The organism is Candidatus Leptofilum sp., assembly GCF_965223285.1.
Taxonomy (GTDB): domain Bacteria; phylum Chloroflexota; class Anaerolineae; order Promineifilales; family Promineifilaceae; genus Leptofilum.
Genome location: NZ_OZ244997.1, coordinates 3,085,245 through 3,099,276 on the forward strand (window position 1 = coordinate 3,085,245; position 14,032 = coordinate 3,099,276).

Here is a 14,032-nt window from a genome sequence, read left to right on the forward strand (position 1 = left end):
ATGCGTATTGCCTTTTTCACCCCAATTTCCCCAATAAAATCTGCCATCTCAGATTATAGCGAGGGGCTAGCAGTGGCCTTTGCTAATTCGCCCGCCGTTTCGGCACTGCATCTTTTTACTAGCGGCGAGTATGAAGCAGAAAACCCAGTCATCCGGCAAACGTTAACGATTTTGCCGCATACCGCATATCATCATGCCGATTATGATGTGACAGTCTATGCTCTGGGAGATAATGCCCAATTCCATGAATATATGCTCAGCTACATCTATCGCTATCCTGGCGTCGTTATCCTCCACGATCTCACACTCCATCGCTTGATCCTCACGGCCACGGTTGGGCGGCAAAACCCAAATGCGTACATTGAACAGCTTGCGTATGCCTATGACACAGATGCAGCCCATGTTGCCCAATATGTGAATACAGAAGTGAACAATGAGATTTTGCTGAAATTCCCACTGTTTGAGCGCGTCGTAGATAGCAGCCTGGGCACTATTGTTCATAACAATTATGCGCGGAACCAAATTTTGTTAAAACGGCCGTCCGCCCGTGTGCAAACAATCGTTTCCCCTTTCTTTCTGCCGCCTGGGTTTCCTAACGCGGAGCCTTCCGAGTTACGCAGACAGCAACGTGCGGCTCTGAAGCTGGATGTAAATGATTTTGTTGTGGGGTCGTTCGGGATTTTTGTGCCCAACAAACATTTGCGTGCCTGCCTGGAAGCGTTCAAAGATGTCACGCGGCACCAACCAAATGCCCACTATTTACTGTGTGGCTTCGCTGCCGATGGCTACGATCTGGCTGGAGAAATTAAGCAAATGGAGCTGGAAAAGCAAGTACATGTAACCGGGTGGCAACCGCCAGCCGCCTTTGTGCAGCAAATGTTTGCCCTGGACGTGGGCATTCATCTGCGTCACCCCCACATTGGCGGCACGCCGTACACGCCTATCCGGCTCATGGGGCTGGGCATCGCCACCATCACCTCAGATATTGAGCCATTGCAAGAGCTACCGCAGGGAGCCTGCCTCAAAATTGCCCCCGATGATTATGCCGAAGCGATGCTCGCTGAACTGCTGCACCAGCTTGCTGTAGACAATAATTTTCGCCAGCTTGTGTCTGAAAACGGCCGTGCCTTCATCCAGCAGCACCACAACCTCGATCATATTGCCAAGCAATACGTCCAATTCTTCCAAACGCTTTGATTTTCAGGAAGTCACAGCAGTAAGTTTGAAAACTCAAGAGGGGTTTCTTTTTGGTTTGCTTGCCTTTGTTCAAAATGAGTTTCTTCTTAAAGGGACAAAAAAGCCATTGAAATCATGGTTCATTCCTGCCTTAATTGGGGTGCTTTTATCAGCAAGCACAGTATTGTAAGGTAAATTATGCGCAACTTAAATGTGAAGTATTGTTTTCGGTTCGTCTTGCTATTTCTGGTTTTATCTGCATCAATCATATTTGCAGGTGCTTTCACCAATGACAACGCCGTAGCGGGCGCTACGACCGTTGTTTCACTAGGCGGGGAGCCAATCCGTCATGCTTCCCCAGCCGCCGCCGACTTTAACGAGGATGGGGATTTGGAAATTGTGGTTGGCAGCTACGACGGCCGTTTAATTCTCCTATCCTTTAATGGCACCAACTGGAACATCGCCGACTCCGTGCAGGTAGCCACCGCGCTCAACACCAAACTCCCGGCCAGCGAACAACAGGCCATCGGGCGCATTGAATCTGCGCCAGCCATCGGCGATGTAGACAATGACGGGGAATTGGAAATTGTGGTCACCACGGGTGGCTTCCCAGATGCCCAAAGTCCCAGCACCAACAAACATGGTGGCATCATTGTGTATGAAGTCAGCAGCGGGCTATCTCTCTCGCTAAAATCTGGCTGGCCCTATTTAACGGTGGATGCTGGCGGGCAAGGTGCTGGCGGCTCAACCCCAGATGGCATTCGGGATGGCATTTGGGCAGCTCCAGCACTTGGCGATTTGAATGGTGATGGCGATTTGGAAATCGTGACGTTGGGGTTAGATCGTCGGATTTACGCGGTTGAACATGATGGAACGGCCGTTTCCGGCTGGCCTCTTTCCCGTGATAACGCCCCACTGCTGCGCGGCGGCTGGTCGTCCCCGGCCCTGGCAGATATTGACGACGATGGGCTGGTGGAAATCATCGTCGGCACCGATACCCCCCCCTGGAATGGTGACGACGGCAGCGGCCCCTTCCCTAGCCAATACAACAGCCCTGATTACACAAAAGCCACCGTTTGGGCACTAAACGGCGACGGCAGCTTCGTTCCTGGCTGGCCAACCATCACCCAGCAGCAAGTGCAATCCTCCCCGGCCGTGGGTGACATTGACGGTGACGGGGACTTAGAGGTTGTAGTTGGCACGGGTCTGGGTATTGCAGGCACTGACGGCTACAAAGTATACGCCTGGCACCACAATGGGTCGCCCGTTTCTGGCTGGCCCCGCACCACGGGCGGCAACATGCCTGCCCCACCCGCCCTGGCCGATCTCAATGGGGATGACGTGCTGGATGTCATTATTGGCTGCGGCGCAGAATCGCAGCAGGCGTGCAAAAATCTGTACGCTTGGGAAGGGGATGGCAACAGTTTACCCGGCTTTCCCATGCAGCCACTTAGCGGCACAAACGGGGAACGTGCCCAAGCATATGCATCCATTGTCGCCGATATTGATAATGATGATCAGCCAGAGATTATTCAAACAATGGTTAGCACCACAGCGTTACGCATTATTCAACACAACGGTAGCCAAAGTGGTGATCTATCACGAACGCTACAGGCAAACAGCAACACGATTTTGGCGGCTCCCCTGGTAGCAGATGTGGATAATGATGGCTTTTTAGAAACAGTCATGGGTGCCGAGAACAACGGGCAAGCGGCCGTTTACATCTTTGAAGAAAGTGGTGCAGATGACAATGATAGCCTGCCTTGGCCCACCTTTCAGCAAAATATGGCCCGAACCGGCATCTTTGAACCACCAAGGTTGGCCTTCACCAATGAACTCCGCTTTTATCACCAACAAGGCACGGGCAATACGGCCTTTCTGCAAGCAGCCATCTACAATAGCGGCAGTGGGGAAATTGATTGGACCCTAAGTGAAAGCATTGCTGCCCTAACCGTCAGCAGCACATCTGGCACAGTGAGCAATAGCACTGACCTGTTATTCACGGTCAACATAGATGGCTTCGCCCAAAATCAATGGCACACCCTGGGAACCATCAACGTTACCGGAACTAGCAGCGGGGAGCCAGTAGCTGATAGCCCCCAAAACGCAACTGTCTATCTTTACGTCGGCGACATTAGCACTGTCTATCTGCCCTTGACCGTCAAATAAATTGCTCCTCATTCTCTTTGCTTATAAAATCACCCGCATCCTCTAGCCCACGGGGATGCGGGTGATTTATGTCAAGCAGCACTAGCACAGATTCGCAACAAACCGCTATCTTTTTGCACATCCACAAAACAGCAGGAACAACGCTGCACGCCATTTTACGGCGGCAATATGACGAGGCAGAGGTCTACAATATTGATGCCAAAGGGCATGACTACCACCATTTTATCAAGCTCAGCCAGTCAGAATATGCTAAAATTCGTCTACTGAAAGGGCATATGAATTATAGATTGCACAGCTTCCTGCCCCAGCCAGCCACCTACTTTACCTTTTTACGCGAACCAATTGAGCGGGTAATCTCCTACTACTATTTTATTCGACGTACGCCAAGGCATTTGCATCACCAGGCGGCCAATGCTCTGAGTTTGTATGAATTTGCCAGCCAGCAAATTGACCCCCTCATGGCCAATGGCCAAACGCGCCAGCTTGCAGGCGGTTACCCAAAGTATGACTTTGGCGATGAGGCAGACGCCCTGCTCAACAAAGCCAAACAGCACTTGCAAGCTCATTTTGCCGTTGTGGGACTCACTGAGCGCTTTGATGAATCTTTGATGATGCTGCAACAAGCGTTTAATTGGCACCACGTTTGGTATCAACGTCAAAATGTGGGCAGCAATCGGCCAAAGCAAGAAGAGCTTTCCTCAAAAACAATCGCCTACCTCAAAAAGCTCAATCAAACCGATGAAGCGCTTTATGCCTACGGCCGTTCCCTCTTTGAAGCCCAAATAGCCGAGCAAGGTAGCCACTTTCCTCGCCGCGTGCAGATTTTCCGCTTGCTTAATCGGTTCACCCAACCGTATTGGCACCTTCGCCAATTCTCCCTCAGAGTCTGGCTGCGCAGCCTGCAAACCTCATGAGCCTCGCGATTCTCATTCTCAACTGGAACCGAGCCGAAGACAGTATTCATTGCGTACGATCGGTTCAGGCATGGTGCCAGTCTGTGGACACTATTTGGGTCATCGACAACAACTCTGCGCCCGCAGATCGCGCCAAACTGCAAGAAGCCCTAAAAGATGAAGTGACCTTTATCTTTAGTATCAAGAACCTTGGCTTTGCAGGCGGCAATAATTTGGGGCTGCAAGCCGCACTCGCTGCCGAACACGACACAATATTGTTGCTTAACAATGATGCCACTGTGGCTGGCACGGCCGTTTCCAAACTCCTCTCTCAGCTAAAATCTAACCCCCAACTGGGCATGGTTGGCCCGGAATTATGGGATGGCGACCAATTGCTTTCCGCTGGCGGCAGCGATATTGGCCTGGCACTTGGCACCCATCATCAAAAACCGTTGGCCGATGGCGAACTGCGCGAAGTGGCTTATGTGCCTGGCACCTGCATCCTCATCCGCACGGCCGTCCTGCAAAAAATTGGCCTGCTAGATGAAGCATATTTCTTTGGCGGGGAAGTGGCCGATTTGTGCGCTCGCGCCCGGCAAGCAGGGTTCCGAGCGGCCGTTTTGGGCGGTACCCGCGCCCAGCATCAGGTGGAACGTTCCGCCGGACAGCGGCACCAACTCCACATTTACTACGTGCTGCGCAACCGCTTTTTGTATGTGCAAAAGTTCCACGCCGGCCAGCGGCTCCGCCTGTTTTTGTATTGGAGTCTGACCAGCGGGCGCATCTGGCTAGAGGCACTGCTGCACCGTAACTGGCCCCGCGCTCGCGCCGCCGCGTTGGCTTGCTGGGATGGGTGGAACGGCCGTTTTGGGGGACAAAACGCACGGGTCACGCGAGGCAAAATCTTGTGAGTGTGCTTTTCCACCTCACCATGCCCAATGGCCCACTAGCCAGCCTGGAAGCTGTGATGCAAGACGCACAGGCGTTGCAAAAACAGATTCCCGGCAGCCAGATCAACCATCTGTACCCGAGCCAGCAGCCCGGCACCCGCCTGCCGCGCCAGCTTTGGGGCATGGCCCAACTGCCCCGCCTGCGCCGCGCCGAGCAGCAAATGCGGCTCCATCACATCTTCAACCCGGATTTATTTTTCTTCCCAGCGTTGCGCTGGTTGAAAAAACCGATTGTGTACACGGCCGTTACCGGCGTCGGCAAAACATCTAAGGCAATGGCACAAAAAGTGTCAGAGCGTGTCCACACCATCGTCGTGCCCACCGAGGCCGACCAGCAACGGTTAGCAGCGTGGGGCATTGACAATACGGCCGTCATCCACAGCGGCATCGACATTAGCCAGTTTCATTACCAGCCACCCCCAGCAGATGCACCTTTCACCCTCATGATGGCCTCTGCCCCCTGGACCAAGGCCCAATTCCGCAGCAAAGGCATTGACGCGCTGCTGGCAACCGCCCAGGAATACCCAGACCTGCACCTGATCTTTTTGTGGCGTGGCCTGCTGGCCGATGAGATGCGCCAGCGCATTGCCCAGGCAAACTTGCGTGAGCGGGTGACGTTGCTCAACGAACGGGTGAATGTCAACGACATTTTGAGCCGCGTCCACGCCAGCATCCTGCTGGCCGATAATCCGGCATTGGTGAAGGCCTTCCCCCATTCACTGCTGGAGTCGCTGGTGGCGGGCAAGCCGGTGCTGGTCAGCCCCACCATGGCCCTGGCTGATTATGTGGCGGCAAATGAGTGTGGTGTGGTGGTAACGGCCGTTTCTTCCCAAGCCATCCTCCAAGCCTTAAACCAGCTACAAAGTCAGTACGCCACCTACCAGCAAAACGCGCTGGCGGTGGGCAGACGGGACTTTGGTCAGCAGCAATTTATCGACGCGACGTTGGCTCTTTACAAAACTGTTGTTGGGGCTGATTTTTTGCCGGGAACGGCCGTTGCCCCATGAAAATTTTGCACGTTGTTCACGGCTACCCGCCCAACATGGGCGGCACGCAGCGGCTCTTTCAGGAGCTGTCGCAGCGGCTGGTGCAAACGTATGGCGACGAAGTGACCGTTTTTACCACCAACGCTTACAGCAACGCCCACTTCTGGCAAGAAGATGATCGCACGATGCCCGCTGGTACGGAGCAAATCAACGGCGTCACCGTGCGCCGCTTTTCCGTTTTTAACCGCGCCAGCGGCGCACGCCTGAATTTGGCACGTCTGCTGTACAAGTTGCGGCTGCCCGGCCACGACTGGGCACGAACCTGGCACAACGGCCCCATCGTGCCTAGCCTCACCCAAGCCGTCGCCCATTTTGAGGCGGATGTGGTGACGGCGGCAGCCTTCCCGCTGCTGCACATGCAAAACGCCCGGCGCGGCGCACAGCAAAGCCGCAAGCCGCTGCTCTACTTTGGTGCCCTGCACCCGGAAGATGTGTGGGGCTTTGATCGGCAAATGATTTACCAATCCATCGCCCAAGCGGATGGCTTTCTGGCAGCCACCTCGTTTGAAAAAACATTCTTGGCAAAGAAAGGCATTGATCCCCACAAAATCACCATTTTGGGTGCTGGGGTGGATGTGGAGGAGTTGGCAAAGGCAGACGGCCGTTCCTGGCGCAACGCCCACCAGCTAACAGACGAACCAATCATCGCCTTTGTGGGGCAGCAGGTGGCGCATAAAGGCATCGACACCTTGCTGGAGGCCATGCCCCACATTTGGCAGTCGGTTCCAGCGACCCAATTGGTCATTGCAGGCAAGCCGACGGGGTACAGTCAAACGCTCCACGCCATGATCAATCAGCTTCCACCAGCCCAGCAGTCCCAAATTTTGGTACTCGATGCCCCGCCAGACGCGGAAAAAAACGGGCTGCTGGCCGCCTGCGACGTGTTGGCCCTGCCGTCGCGTCATGAATCGTTTGGCATAGTGCTGGCCGAAGCGTGGGCGTGTAGCAAACCGGTGGTAGGCTGCCGCGTGGGGGGCGTGGCCGCGCTAGTAGATGAGGAGGAGGATGGGCTGCTCATTCCAGTGGATGATGCCGAGGCGTTAGCCCAGGCGCTGCTGCGCTTGCTGCAAAACCCTTCTTTGCGTGAAAAAATGGGAGCAGCAGGCAAACAGAAGGTGGAATCGCGGTATACTTGGGCAGCGGTAACGGCCGTTTACCGGGAAGCATGTACAGCGGCCATCAAACGTTTCAAGTAGCCGCAGATTCTTTCTGCGCCACAATACGCGGAAAGAATCCGCGACTACGTCTATATTTTGAAAAGGGGCAGATCATGAAGCTAGACAAAGTGATTGCATTGGACGAAACGCACATTGATAAAACGGCCGTCTTGCAGCAAATTGAGCACAATCTAGCAAAACGCCAATTCACCCACCCCGCCAGCTTCCCCACGTTTCAATTAGAGCTAGAAAACCTACCCCAAAATGGGTCTCTTTCGGCAGAGCTGCTGCAAAAATTGGCCCAGCTCAACGAACAAACCAGCCAGCTTTGGCTCGATCCTGAACTGCCCCCCGCCAGAACTGCTACTGAACGATTGTTGAATCGGTTGAAACGGCCGTTTCATCAGCTCGTCATATTTTATGTCAACAAGATGGGGCGGCAGCAAAATGAAATCAACGCGCAGATGCAGCAAATAATTACTCAACTCATCGCCGAACTGAACCAAACCGACCCACCCGTAGACAGCTAACATGGCCACCATTCATCAATTTGTTACTGGCGCAACGCCGGGCAACGCCATTTACAATGAAGCAAAAATCATGCAGCAGGCACTGCGCGGCTGGGGCCTGCGCTCTGACATTTTTGCCGAGCGCATTCATCCTAGCCTGCAAAAAACAGTCGCGCATTATGAGCAATATCGTCCCCAGCCAGAAGACGTGCTGCTGTTCCATTACAGCCTCGGTTCGGCCCTGTCTGATTATTTGCTGACCCTGCCCCAAAAGTTACTGCTGCGCTACCACAACGTGACACCGTCCCGTTATCTGGTGGGGGCGCATCCCTGGTTACACGCGGGCGCGGCCAAAGGGCGACGGGATTTGCCGCTTTTTGCCAACCGTACCGTGCTGGCCCTGGCAGATTCCGCTTTTAACGAAAAAGATTTAGCGACGGCGCAGTTCACCAAGACGGCCGTTCTCTCCCTCATCCAACCCAATGATTTATTCCATACAGAATCAGATCATGACCTACGCAACAAGCTCGCTAACGGCCAAACCAACCTGCTGTTTGTGGGGCGCATGTCGCCAAACAAACGGCAAGAAGATTTGCTCAAAACGCTCTACTTTTACCGGCAGATTGACCCGACGGCGCGGCTGCTGCTGGTAGGCTCTGAAGATGGGGCAGGCAGCTACGGCCGTTTCTTACGCACGCTTGCCCAGGAGCTTGGATTGGAAACGGCCGTGCAGTTTAGCGGGCATGTCTCCGACGCAGCGTTGGCAGCATATTATCAGGCAGCTTCGGTGTACGTCTGCCTGAGTGAGCATGAGGGATTTTGCCAACCGCTGGTGGAAAGTATGCGCTTTGGTCTGCCGATTGTGGCCTATGCCAGTACGGCCGTTCCCGGCACGCTGGGCAACGCAGGCATCCTAATCCAAGAGAAAAATTACCCTGTCCTGGCTGAACTTATTCATTTGCTGGTTACAGATTCGGCTTTGCGAGAAAAAGTCATTGTAGGGCAAACTGAACGGGCAAAAGCCTTTCAGCAGGATCGGTTATTGGCGCAATTTGAGGAGCTTGTAACGGCCGTTCTAAACGAATAACCACCAAAAAAATCTTTGACCTTATAGAATTTCATTGGGTAGAGGCGCACCCTCGTGTGCGTCCTACGTGGGCAGACACGGGGGTCTACCCCTACCTGAGACATTACGCCTCAAAATTCTCTGTGACCTCTGTGGCCAAAACTTAGATTCCCACTAGCGACACAAAAAGTAACTCGATCCCTGGTCGCACAAGCGGGGATTGCCCGTCAGCTCATTCCGCCCTTCCTGCACAACCTCCCAACCTAGCTCTCCCAGCCATTGCTTTAGCCCCGCGTGGGTAAAGCGGCTGCCGTGCTTCCAGCCCGGCGCAGGCGACACAAAATAATCGGTGGCTTCCGTTTCCAAGGTGATGGCACTTTGTATCACCAAATACCCTTTGGTAATCGGCCGCAACGCTGCCAGCAGTTCACGCGGCTTTGTAAGATGGTAAAGTCCCCCGGCACACATCACTAAATCATACGTTTCGGGCTGCTGCACCGCTTCCCAAATGTCCTGCACCTGAAAGGTCGCGTTGCCAACGCCCAGCACAGACGCCGCCAGTCGCGCCCGCTCAATCTCCTGAGCATCCAAATCTACCCCGATTATGTGGGCATCTGGTCGCGTTTTGCCCATCCAGCAGCTGTAATAGCCATCCGCGCAGAACAAATCCAGGCAATGCGGCTCGGCGGGTAGGTCGGCCAACGCTTGCTGTACAAAGGGAATCAGGAATGTTTCTTTATGCCTCTGGTTAATTTGGTGGGAGTTGGGGCTGCCTTTGAGCAATGTTTTCAACGACAGCTTTTCCCCTTTTTCCACAAATCCGGCTGGTTTGACGGGAGAAAGCAGCAGCAGCAACCGCCGCAGCTGCTCAACGCGGCTCATGGCCATATCGCCAAAATCGGTCTGCAAGCCCAGCTTGTCGAAGTTGTGATACCAGGGGCGCAGGGCATAAATTTCGGGATCAAATTGGGCTGCTTTTTTCATATGGTCTCACCTGCAAAACCTCCCGGAGGTTTTCAAGCGAATGAAGCATCGCGGTTTAAACCTCCGGGAGGTTGACTGGTTGCGCGCTCTTGTAGATTTTTTAACTCTATGTCACAATCTAGATTGTGTCTGCATCTGTCTCCATAATCGTGGTCAACTGGAACGGCCGTCACCATCTACAGCTATGCCTCTCCACCTTACTTGCCCAAACGTACCCCAACTTTGAGATTATCCTGGTTGACAACGGCTCATCCGACGGCTCACAGACATTTGTGCGCGAACATTTTCCAAGCGTTCAGCTTATTGAACTGCCCGAAAATGTGGGATTTGCCCAGGGCAACAATGTGGGCATTCGTGCCTCAAACGCAGCGTACATTGCCACCGTGAACAATGATACAAAGGTTGACCCCAACTGGCTAACCGCCTTGGTGGAAACGGCCGAATCCAACCGCAACGTGGGCATGTGTGCCGCCAAGCTGTTGTTCTGGGATCAGCCAGACGTGATCAACTCGGCAGGCATCTGCCTGGATCGGGCAGGAATCGCGTGGGATCGGCTAGGCGGCCACCCCAACAGCCGTGAGCCGCACGCGCCCATTCCTGTGTTTGGCGCCAGCGGTGGCGCAGCGCTATACCGTCGCACCATGCTCGACCAAATTGGCCTGTTTGATGAAGATTTCTTTGCCTACCTGGAGGATGTGGATTTAGCGTGGCGAGCCAGATTGGCGGGCTGGGACTGTTTGTATGTGGATACGGCAGTTATCTACCATCATCACTCCGCCACCGCCATCGAAGGCTCCCCGTTCAAAAACAAGCTGCTGGGCCGCAACAAAGTCTGGACCATTGTGAAGAATTACCCCTGGCCACTGCTGCTGCTCTACCTGCCCGCCATTTTACTGTACGATCTTGGCTCGGTCGCTGTGGCTTTGCTAGCTAGACGAGATAGCTCGCCATTGGTCGGCCGTCTGCAAGCCATCCCCCAATTGCCCACCATGTGGCAAAAAAGGCGCAAAATCCAGCAAAACCGTGCCCTCCCCCTCAAGGAAATGCGTGCCCTCATGGAACCAATCACCACACCTGGGCAGGTATGGCAACGCTACCAACATTTAGCCCCTGAACAATGAAATCCTTGCATTTTGGGGCTTGAGCTTATCCAGGCAGATCAGCAATTCTCAATTTGACTTCATATGGGTTAGTCGGCAAAGGCCGACTTTGTGGGTCTACGAACGAGTCGACACACTATTTCACGCAAAGACGCAAAGTTTTTTCCTATGCGCCTTCGCGTCTTTGCGTGAGTTAATCAATTTGCCTGACAAGTTGTTCTTGCACCCGACTTTGTAACGTTGGTGCAGGTTTATCGCTGTTTCTGCTAAAATAAACTGCTATGTCTTTAGAAATGAAACCACCGCAGCCAGTCGGTTCCATCCCCGACCGCTTCGACTCAGACGATATTCAAACCCAATGGGACAAGTTACGTGAAATTTTTGCCTACCGCAATTTGCTAAAGAATCTTGTCATCCGAGATTTGAAAGCGCGGTACAAAAATTCAGTTTTGGGCATTGTTTGGAGCTTGCTTAACCCGTTGCTGATGATGACGGTTTACACAGTCTTATTCACCATACTCATTCCCAACGACGGCATCGAAAAGTACCCCATTTTCATTTTAGTCGCACTCATTCCCTGGCAATTCCATGCTGCCACCATGATGAGCAGCACGGGGTCTATTGTGACCAACGCTCCTATCATCAAAAAAGTCTATTTTCCCCGAATTTTGCTGCCCACCGCTTCGCTGCTGTCTAACTTTGTTAACTTTTTGCTGGCTTCCGTGATTCTTTTGATTTTGCTGTACGCTTTTGGCATTGGGCTGACGATTCATGCGCTTTGGGTGCCACTCATCTTGTTGACGCAAATTATTTTTGCACTTGGCCTGGCGTATATTCTTTCCACACTGCAAGCATTTTACCGAGATACGCTCATGATTTTGGAGGTTGGCCTGCTGGCCTGGTTTTTCCTGACGCCAGTATTTTATCCTTTTGAGCGATTTGGCACGCAAGCAGTTATCTGGGGACTTACCCCGGCTCGTATCATGCGCTGGGTAAACCCTATGGCCTCGATTATCGATGGCTACCGCACGGTGCTGTGGGGGAACGTAGGCAGCAGTGGCCCAGGGCCGATGGACCCGCTGGCTTTATTGCGCACATTTGCAACGGCCGTACTCATTTTCATCGTTGGCTACATTGTGTTCAGTCGCTCAGAACACCTCTTTGGAGAAAAGCTGTAGGCCAATCGGCCGGGGACATTTCGGAAATCTATGGCCAAAAGTGCCCCAATGCAACGGTTTCTCTACCAAATCAGTACGTTCCAACGGTACGCTTTCAGGGGGTTGATTGTCCATGTTATAATGCCCCCCGGTACATAAAATAATGAATTTTCTGTTGCCAGTGGCAACTATATTTGTCGTTTGAACTTATGTTTTTCAAGTCAAAAAAATTAGCAGCCACCTCGGCTGCTTTGTCCATCTTTTTAATTGTAATGGCATTATTCCTGGCTGGCTGTGCCAGCGAAACGTTGCGGACGCCATTGCCCACGCTGGCGGCAACGGTCGCCATTGAGGTTGCCGAAGTTGGAAGCAGTGCCACGCCACAACCTGCAACCAATACGCCTGAGCCTTCAGCGACACCAACACCCGCAGGTACCAACACGCCTGGCCCCAGCCCCACACCCTCCAACACGGCAACAGCTATGCCAACCCAGACGGCCGCACCTACATCAACCCCCACCAGCTTACCTCAGCTAGACCCGGTGCTGACTGTTGACGCCCCTGTGGATTTGATCGAGGGTATTCCAACGCCGTCAACGGCCGTCCCAACGGCCGTACCCACCTTTGAAGTGCCCGATTCCACTACCAATATCTTGCTGCTGGGCAGCGATACTGCCATTGGCTCCAACGATACCCGCACCGACACGATGATCATTGTCTCGGTAAACCAGGATGGCCCGTCTGCCTCGATGATCTCCTTGCCACGTGACCTCTACGTCTACATCCCTGGCAAAACGATGAATCGGCTGAACACCGCCCTCTCCTTAGGTGGTGTGGAACTTCTTAAGCAAACCATCCTGTATAACTTTGGCATTCCCATCCATTATTACGCCCGTGTCGATTTTCAGGGATTTGAAACGGCCGTTGACGCCATCGGTGGTGTAGACATTGCCGTAAGCTGCCGCCTGCAAGATTGGCGACTCATCTCCCCTGAACTCAATCCCGAAGATGAAGACAATTGGGAACAGTTTGCCCTGGAACCGGGCCTGCACCACATGGATGGTGACACGGCACTCTGGTTTGCCCGCTCGCGCCTCTCCACCAACGACTTTGACCGGGGCCGCCGCCAGCAGCAGCTACTCCGCGGTCTGCTCAACGAGGGTGTAGACCTGGGACTCCTCTCCAATTTCCCCTCCCTGTGGGACGCTTACAAAGAGAATGTCGAAACCGATATGGATATCGGCCGTATTTTACAACTGGCCACCCTGGCCCCGTCGGTACGCCAAAATGGCGTCCAGCATCTCTATCTTGTACGTGGCATTGAACCATGGGAAACGCCAAGCGGCGCACAGGTGCAGCTACCCGTCTGGGAAGGCGAAAACAACCTGGAAGAAACATTTAGTCGCTTATTCCGTGTGCCCGCGCTGAACCGAGCCAACCGCCGCCCCATCACCGTAGAGATCGTCAACGCCAGCGGCAACCCAGACATGGCTTTGTTAGCAGCCGATAACCTGGCCTGGTACGGCTTTGTGCCCATCATCGGCGCAGAAGCTCCCGAACCCGAGCAATTCACGCAGATATTTTACTATCGCCCCAACTTCAAAGATTCCTTTGACTGGATGATCAGCTGGATTTTTGATATGTACCGCAGCGAGATTCAGCTCACCGAAGATGACACATTTGAGTATGAATACAAAGTCATCCTGGGTGAAGATTATGATCCTTGCCTCAACCAACTGTACCAACCGCAAGAATTCATTAACTAAGGTTACATGGGCTGTTGCCAGTCTCCAGACCGGGCGACTTAACCCGGCCAGAAACCAGC

The 14,032-nt window shown here is 53.5% G+C and carries 12 protein-coding genes; 11 read left to right on the plus strand and 1 reads right to left on the minus strand.

Annotated features, from left to right (window positions below):
• From ACOQPU_RS14010 to ACOQPU_RS14045, 8 genes are all read left to right on the plus strand, one after another.
• Positions 1-1,197 carry a glycosyltransferase gene (locus tag ACOQPU_RS14010; RefSeq protein ID WP_420645715.1) on the plus strand — a complete coding sequence of 399 codons (1,197 nt, stop codon included), beginning with the start codon at positions 1-3 and terminating at the stop codon, positions 1,195-1,197.
• 177 nt (positions 1,198-1,374) lie between these two features.
• On the plus strand, positions 1,375-3,345 hold the full coding sequence (locus ACOQPU_RS14015; protein WP_420645716.1) for an FG-GAP repeat domain-containing protein: 1,971 nt from the start codon (positions 1,375-1,377) through the stop codon (positions 3,343-3,345).
• 68 nt (positions 3,346-3,413) lie between these two features.
• Positions 3,414-4,259 (plus strand): sulfotransferase family 2 domain-containing protein, encoded by an 846-nt coding sequence (locus tag ACOQPU_RS14020; RefSeq protein ID WP_420645717.1) that lies wholly within the window; start codon positions 3,414-3,416, stop codon positions 4,257-4,259.
• Positions 4,256-5,149: a glycosyltransferase family 2 protein gene (locus ACOQPU_RS14025; protein ID WP_420645718.1), complete on the plus strand. Its 894-nt coding sequence runs from the start codon at positions 4,256-4,258 to the stop codon at positions 5,147-5,149. The genes ACOQPU_RS14020 and ACOQPU_RS14025 overlap by 4 nt, the downstream gene beginning before the upstream one ends.
• Positions 5,146-6,195 carry a glycosyltransferase gene (locus ACOQPU_RS14030; RefSeq protein WP_420645719.1) on the plus strand — a complete coding sequence of 350 codons (1,050 nt, stop codon included), beginning with the start codon at positions 5,146-5,148 and terminating at the stop codon, positions 6,193-6,195. Before ACOQPU_RS14025 ends, ACOQPU_RS14030 begins: the two co-directional genes overlap by 4 nt.
• The gene (locus tag ACOQPU_RS14035) at positions 6,192-7,430 is read left to right on the plus strand and encodes a glycosyltransferase family 4 protein (protein ID WP_420645720.1); all 1,239 of its coding nucleotides are present in this window, start codon (positions 6,192-6,194) and stop codon (positions 7,428-7,430) included. Before ACOQPU_RS14030 ends, ACOQPU_RS14035 begins: the two co-directional genes overlap by 4 nt.
• A 74-nt stretch (positions 7,431-7,504) precedes the next feature.
• Positions 7,505-7,921: a hypothetical protein gene (locus ACOQPU_RS14040; protein ID WP_420645721.1), complete on the plus strand. Its 417-nt coding sequence runs from the start codon at positions 7,505-7,507 to the stop codon at positions 7,919-7,921.
• A 1-nt stretch (position 7,922) separates the two neighbouring features.
• On the plus strand, positions 7,923-8,987 hold the full coding sequence (locus ACOQPU_RS14045) for a glycosyltransferase (RefSeq protein ID WP_420645722.1): 1,065 nt from the start codon (positions 7,923-7,925) through the stop codon (positions 8,985-8,987).
• 153 nt (positions 8,988-9,140) lie between these two features.
• On the opposite strand, the gene ACOQPU_RS14050 is transcribed toward ACOQPU_RS14045, so the two are convergent.
• Positions 9,141-9,950, minus strand: coding sequence for a class I SAM-dependent methyltransferase (locus ACOQPU_RS14050; protein ID WP_420645723.1), 810 nt, complete (start codon positions 9,948-9,950; stop codon positions 9,141-9,143).
• A gap of 125 nt (positions 9,951-10,075) precedes the next feature.
• Between ACOQPU_RS14050 and ACOQPU_RS14055 the strand changes: the two genes are divergently transcribed.
• The 3 genes from ACOQPU_RS14055 to ACOQPU_RS14065 all read left to right on the plus strand — a co-directional run bounded on the left by ACOQPU_RS14055 (position 10,076) and on the right by ACOQPU_RS14065 (position 13,973).
• Positions 10,076-11,071 carry a glycosyltransferase family 2 protein gene (locus ACOQPU_RS14055; RefSeq protein WP_420645724.1) on the plus strand — a complete coding sequence of 332 codons (996 nt, stop codon included), beginning with the start codon at positions 10,076-10,078 and terminating at the stop codon, positions 11,069-11,071.
• Between the two features lie 260 nt (positions 11,072-11,331).
• Positions 11,332-12,228 (plus strand): ABC transporter permease, encoded by an 897-nt coding sequence (locus tag ACOQPU_RS14060; protein ID WP_420645725.1) that lies wholly within the window; start codon positions 11,332-11,334, stop codon positions 12,226-12,228.
• Between the two features lie 188 nt (positions 12,229-12,416).
• On the plus strand, positions 12,417-13,973 hold the full coding sequence (locus tag ACOQPU_RS14065) for an LCP family protein (RefSeq protein ID WP_420645726.1): 1,557 nt from the start codon (positions 12,417-12,419) through the stop codon (positions 13,971-13,973).
• The last annotated feature ends 59 nt before the right edge of the window (positions 13,974-14,032 follow it).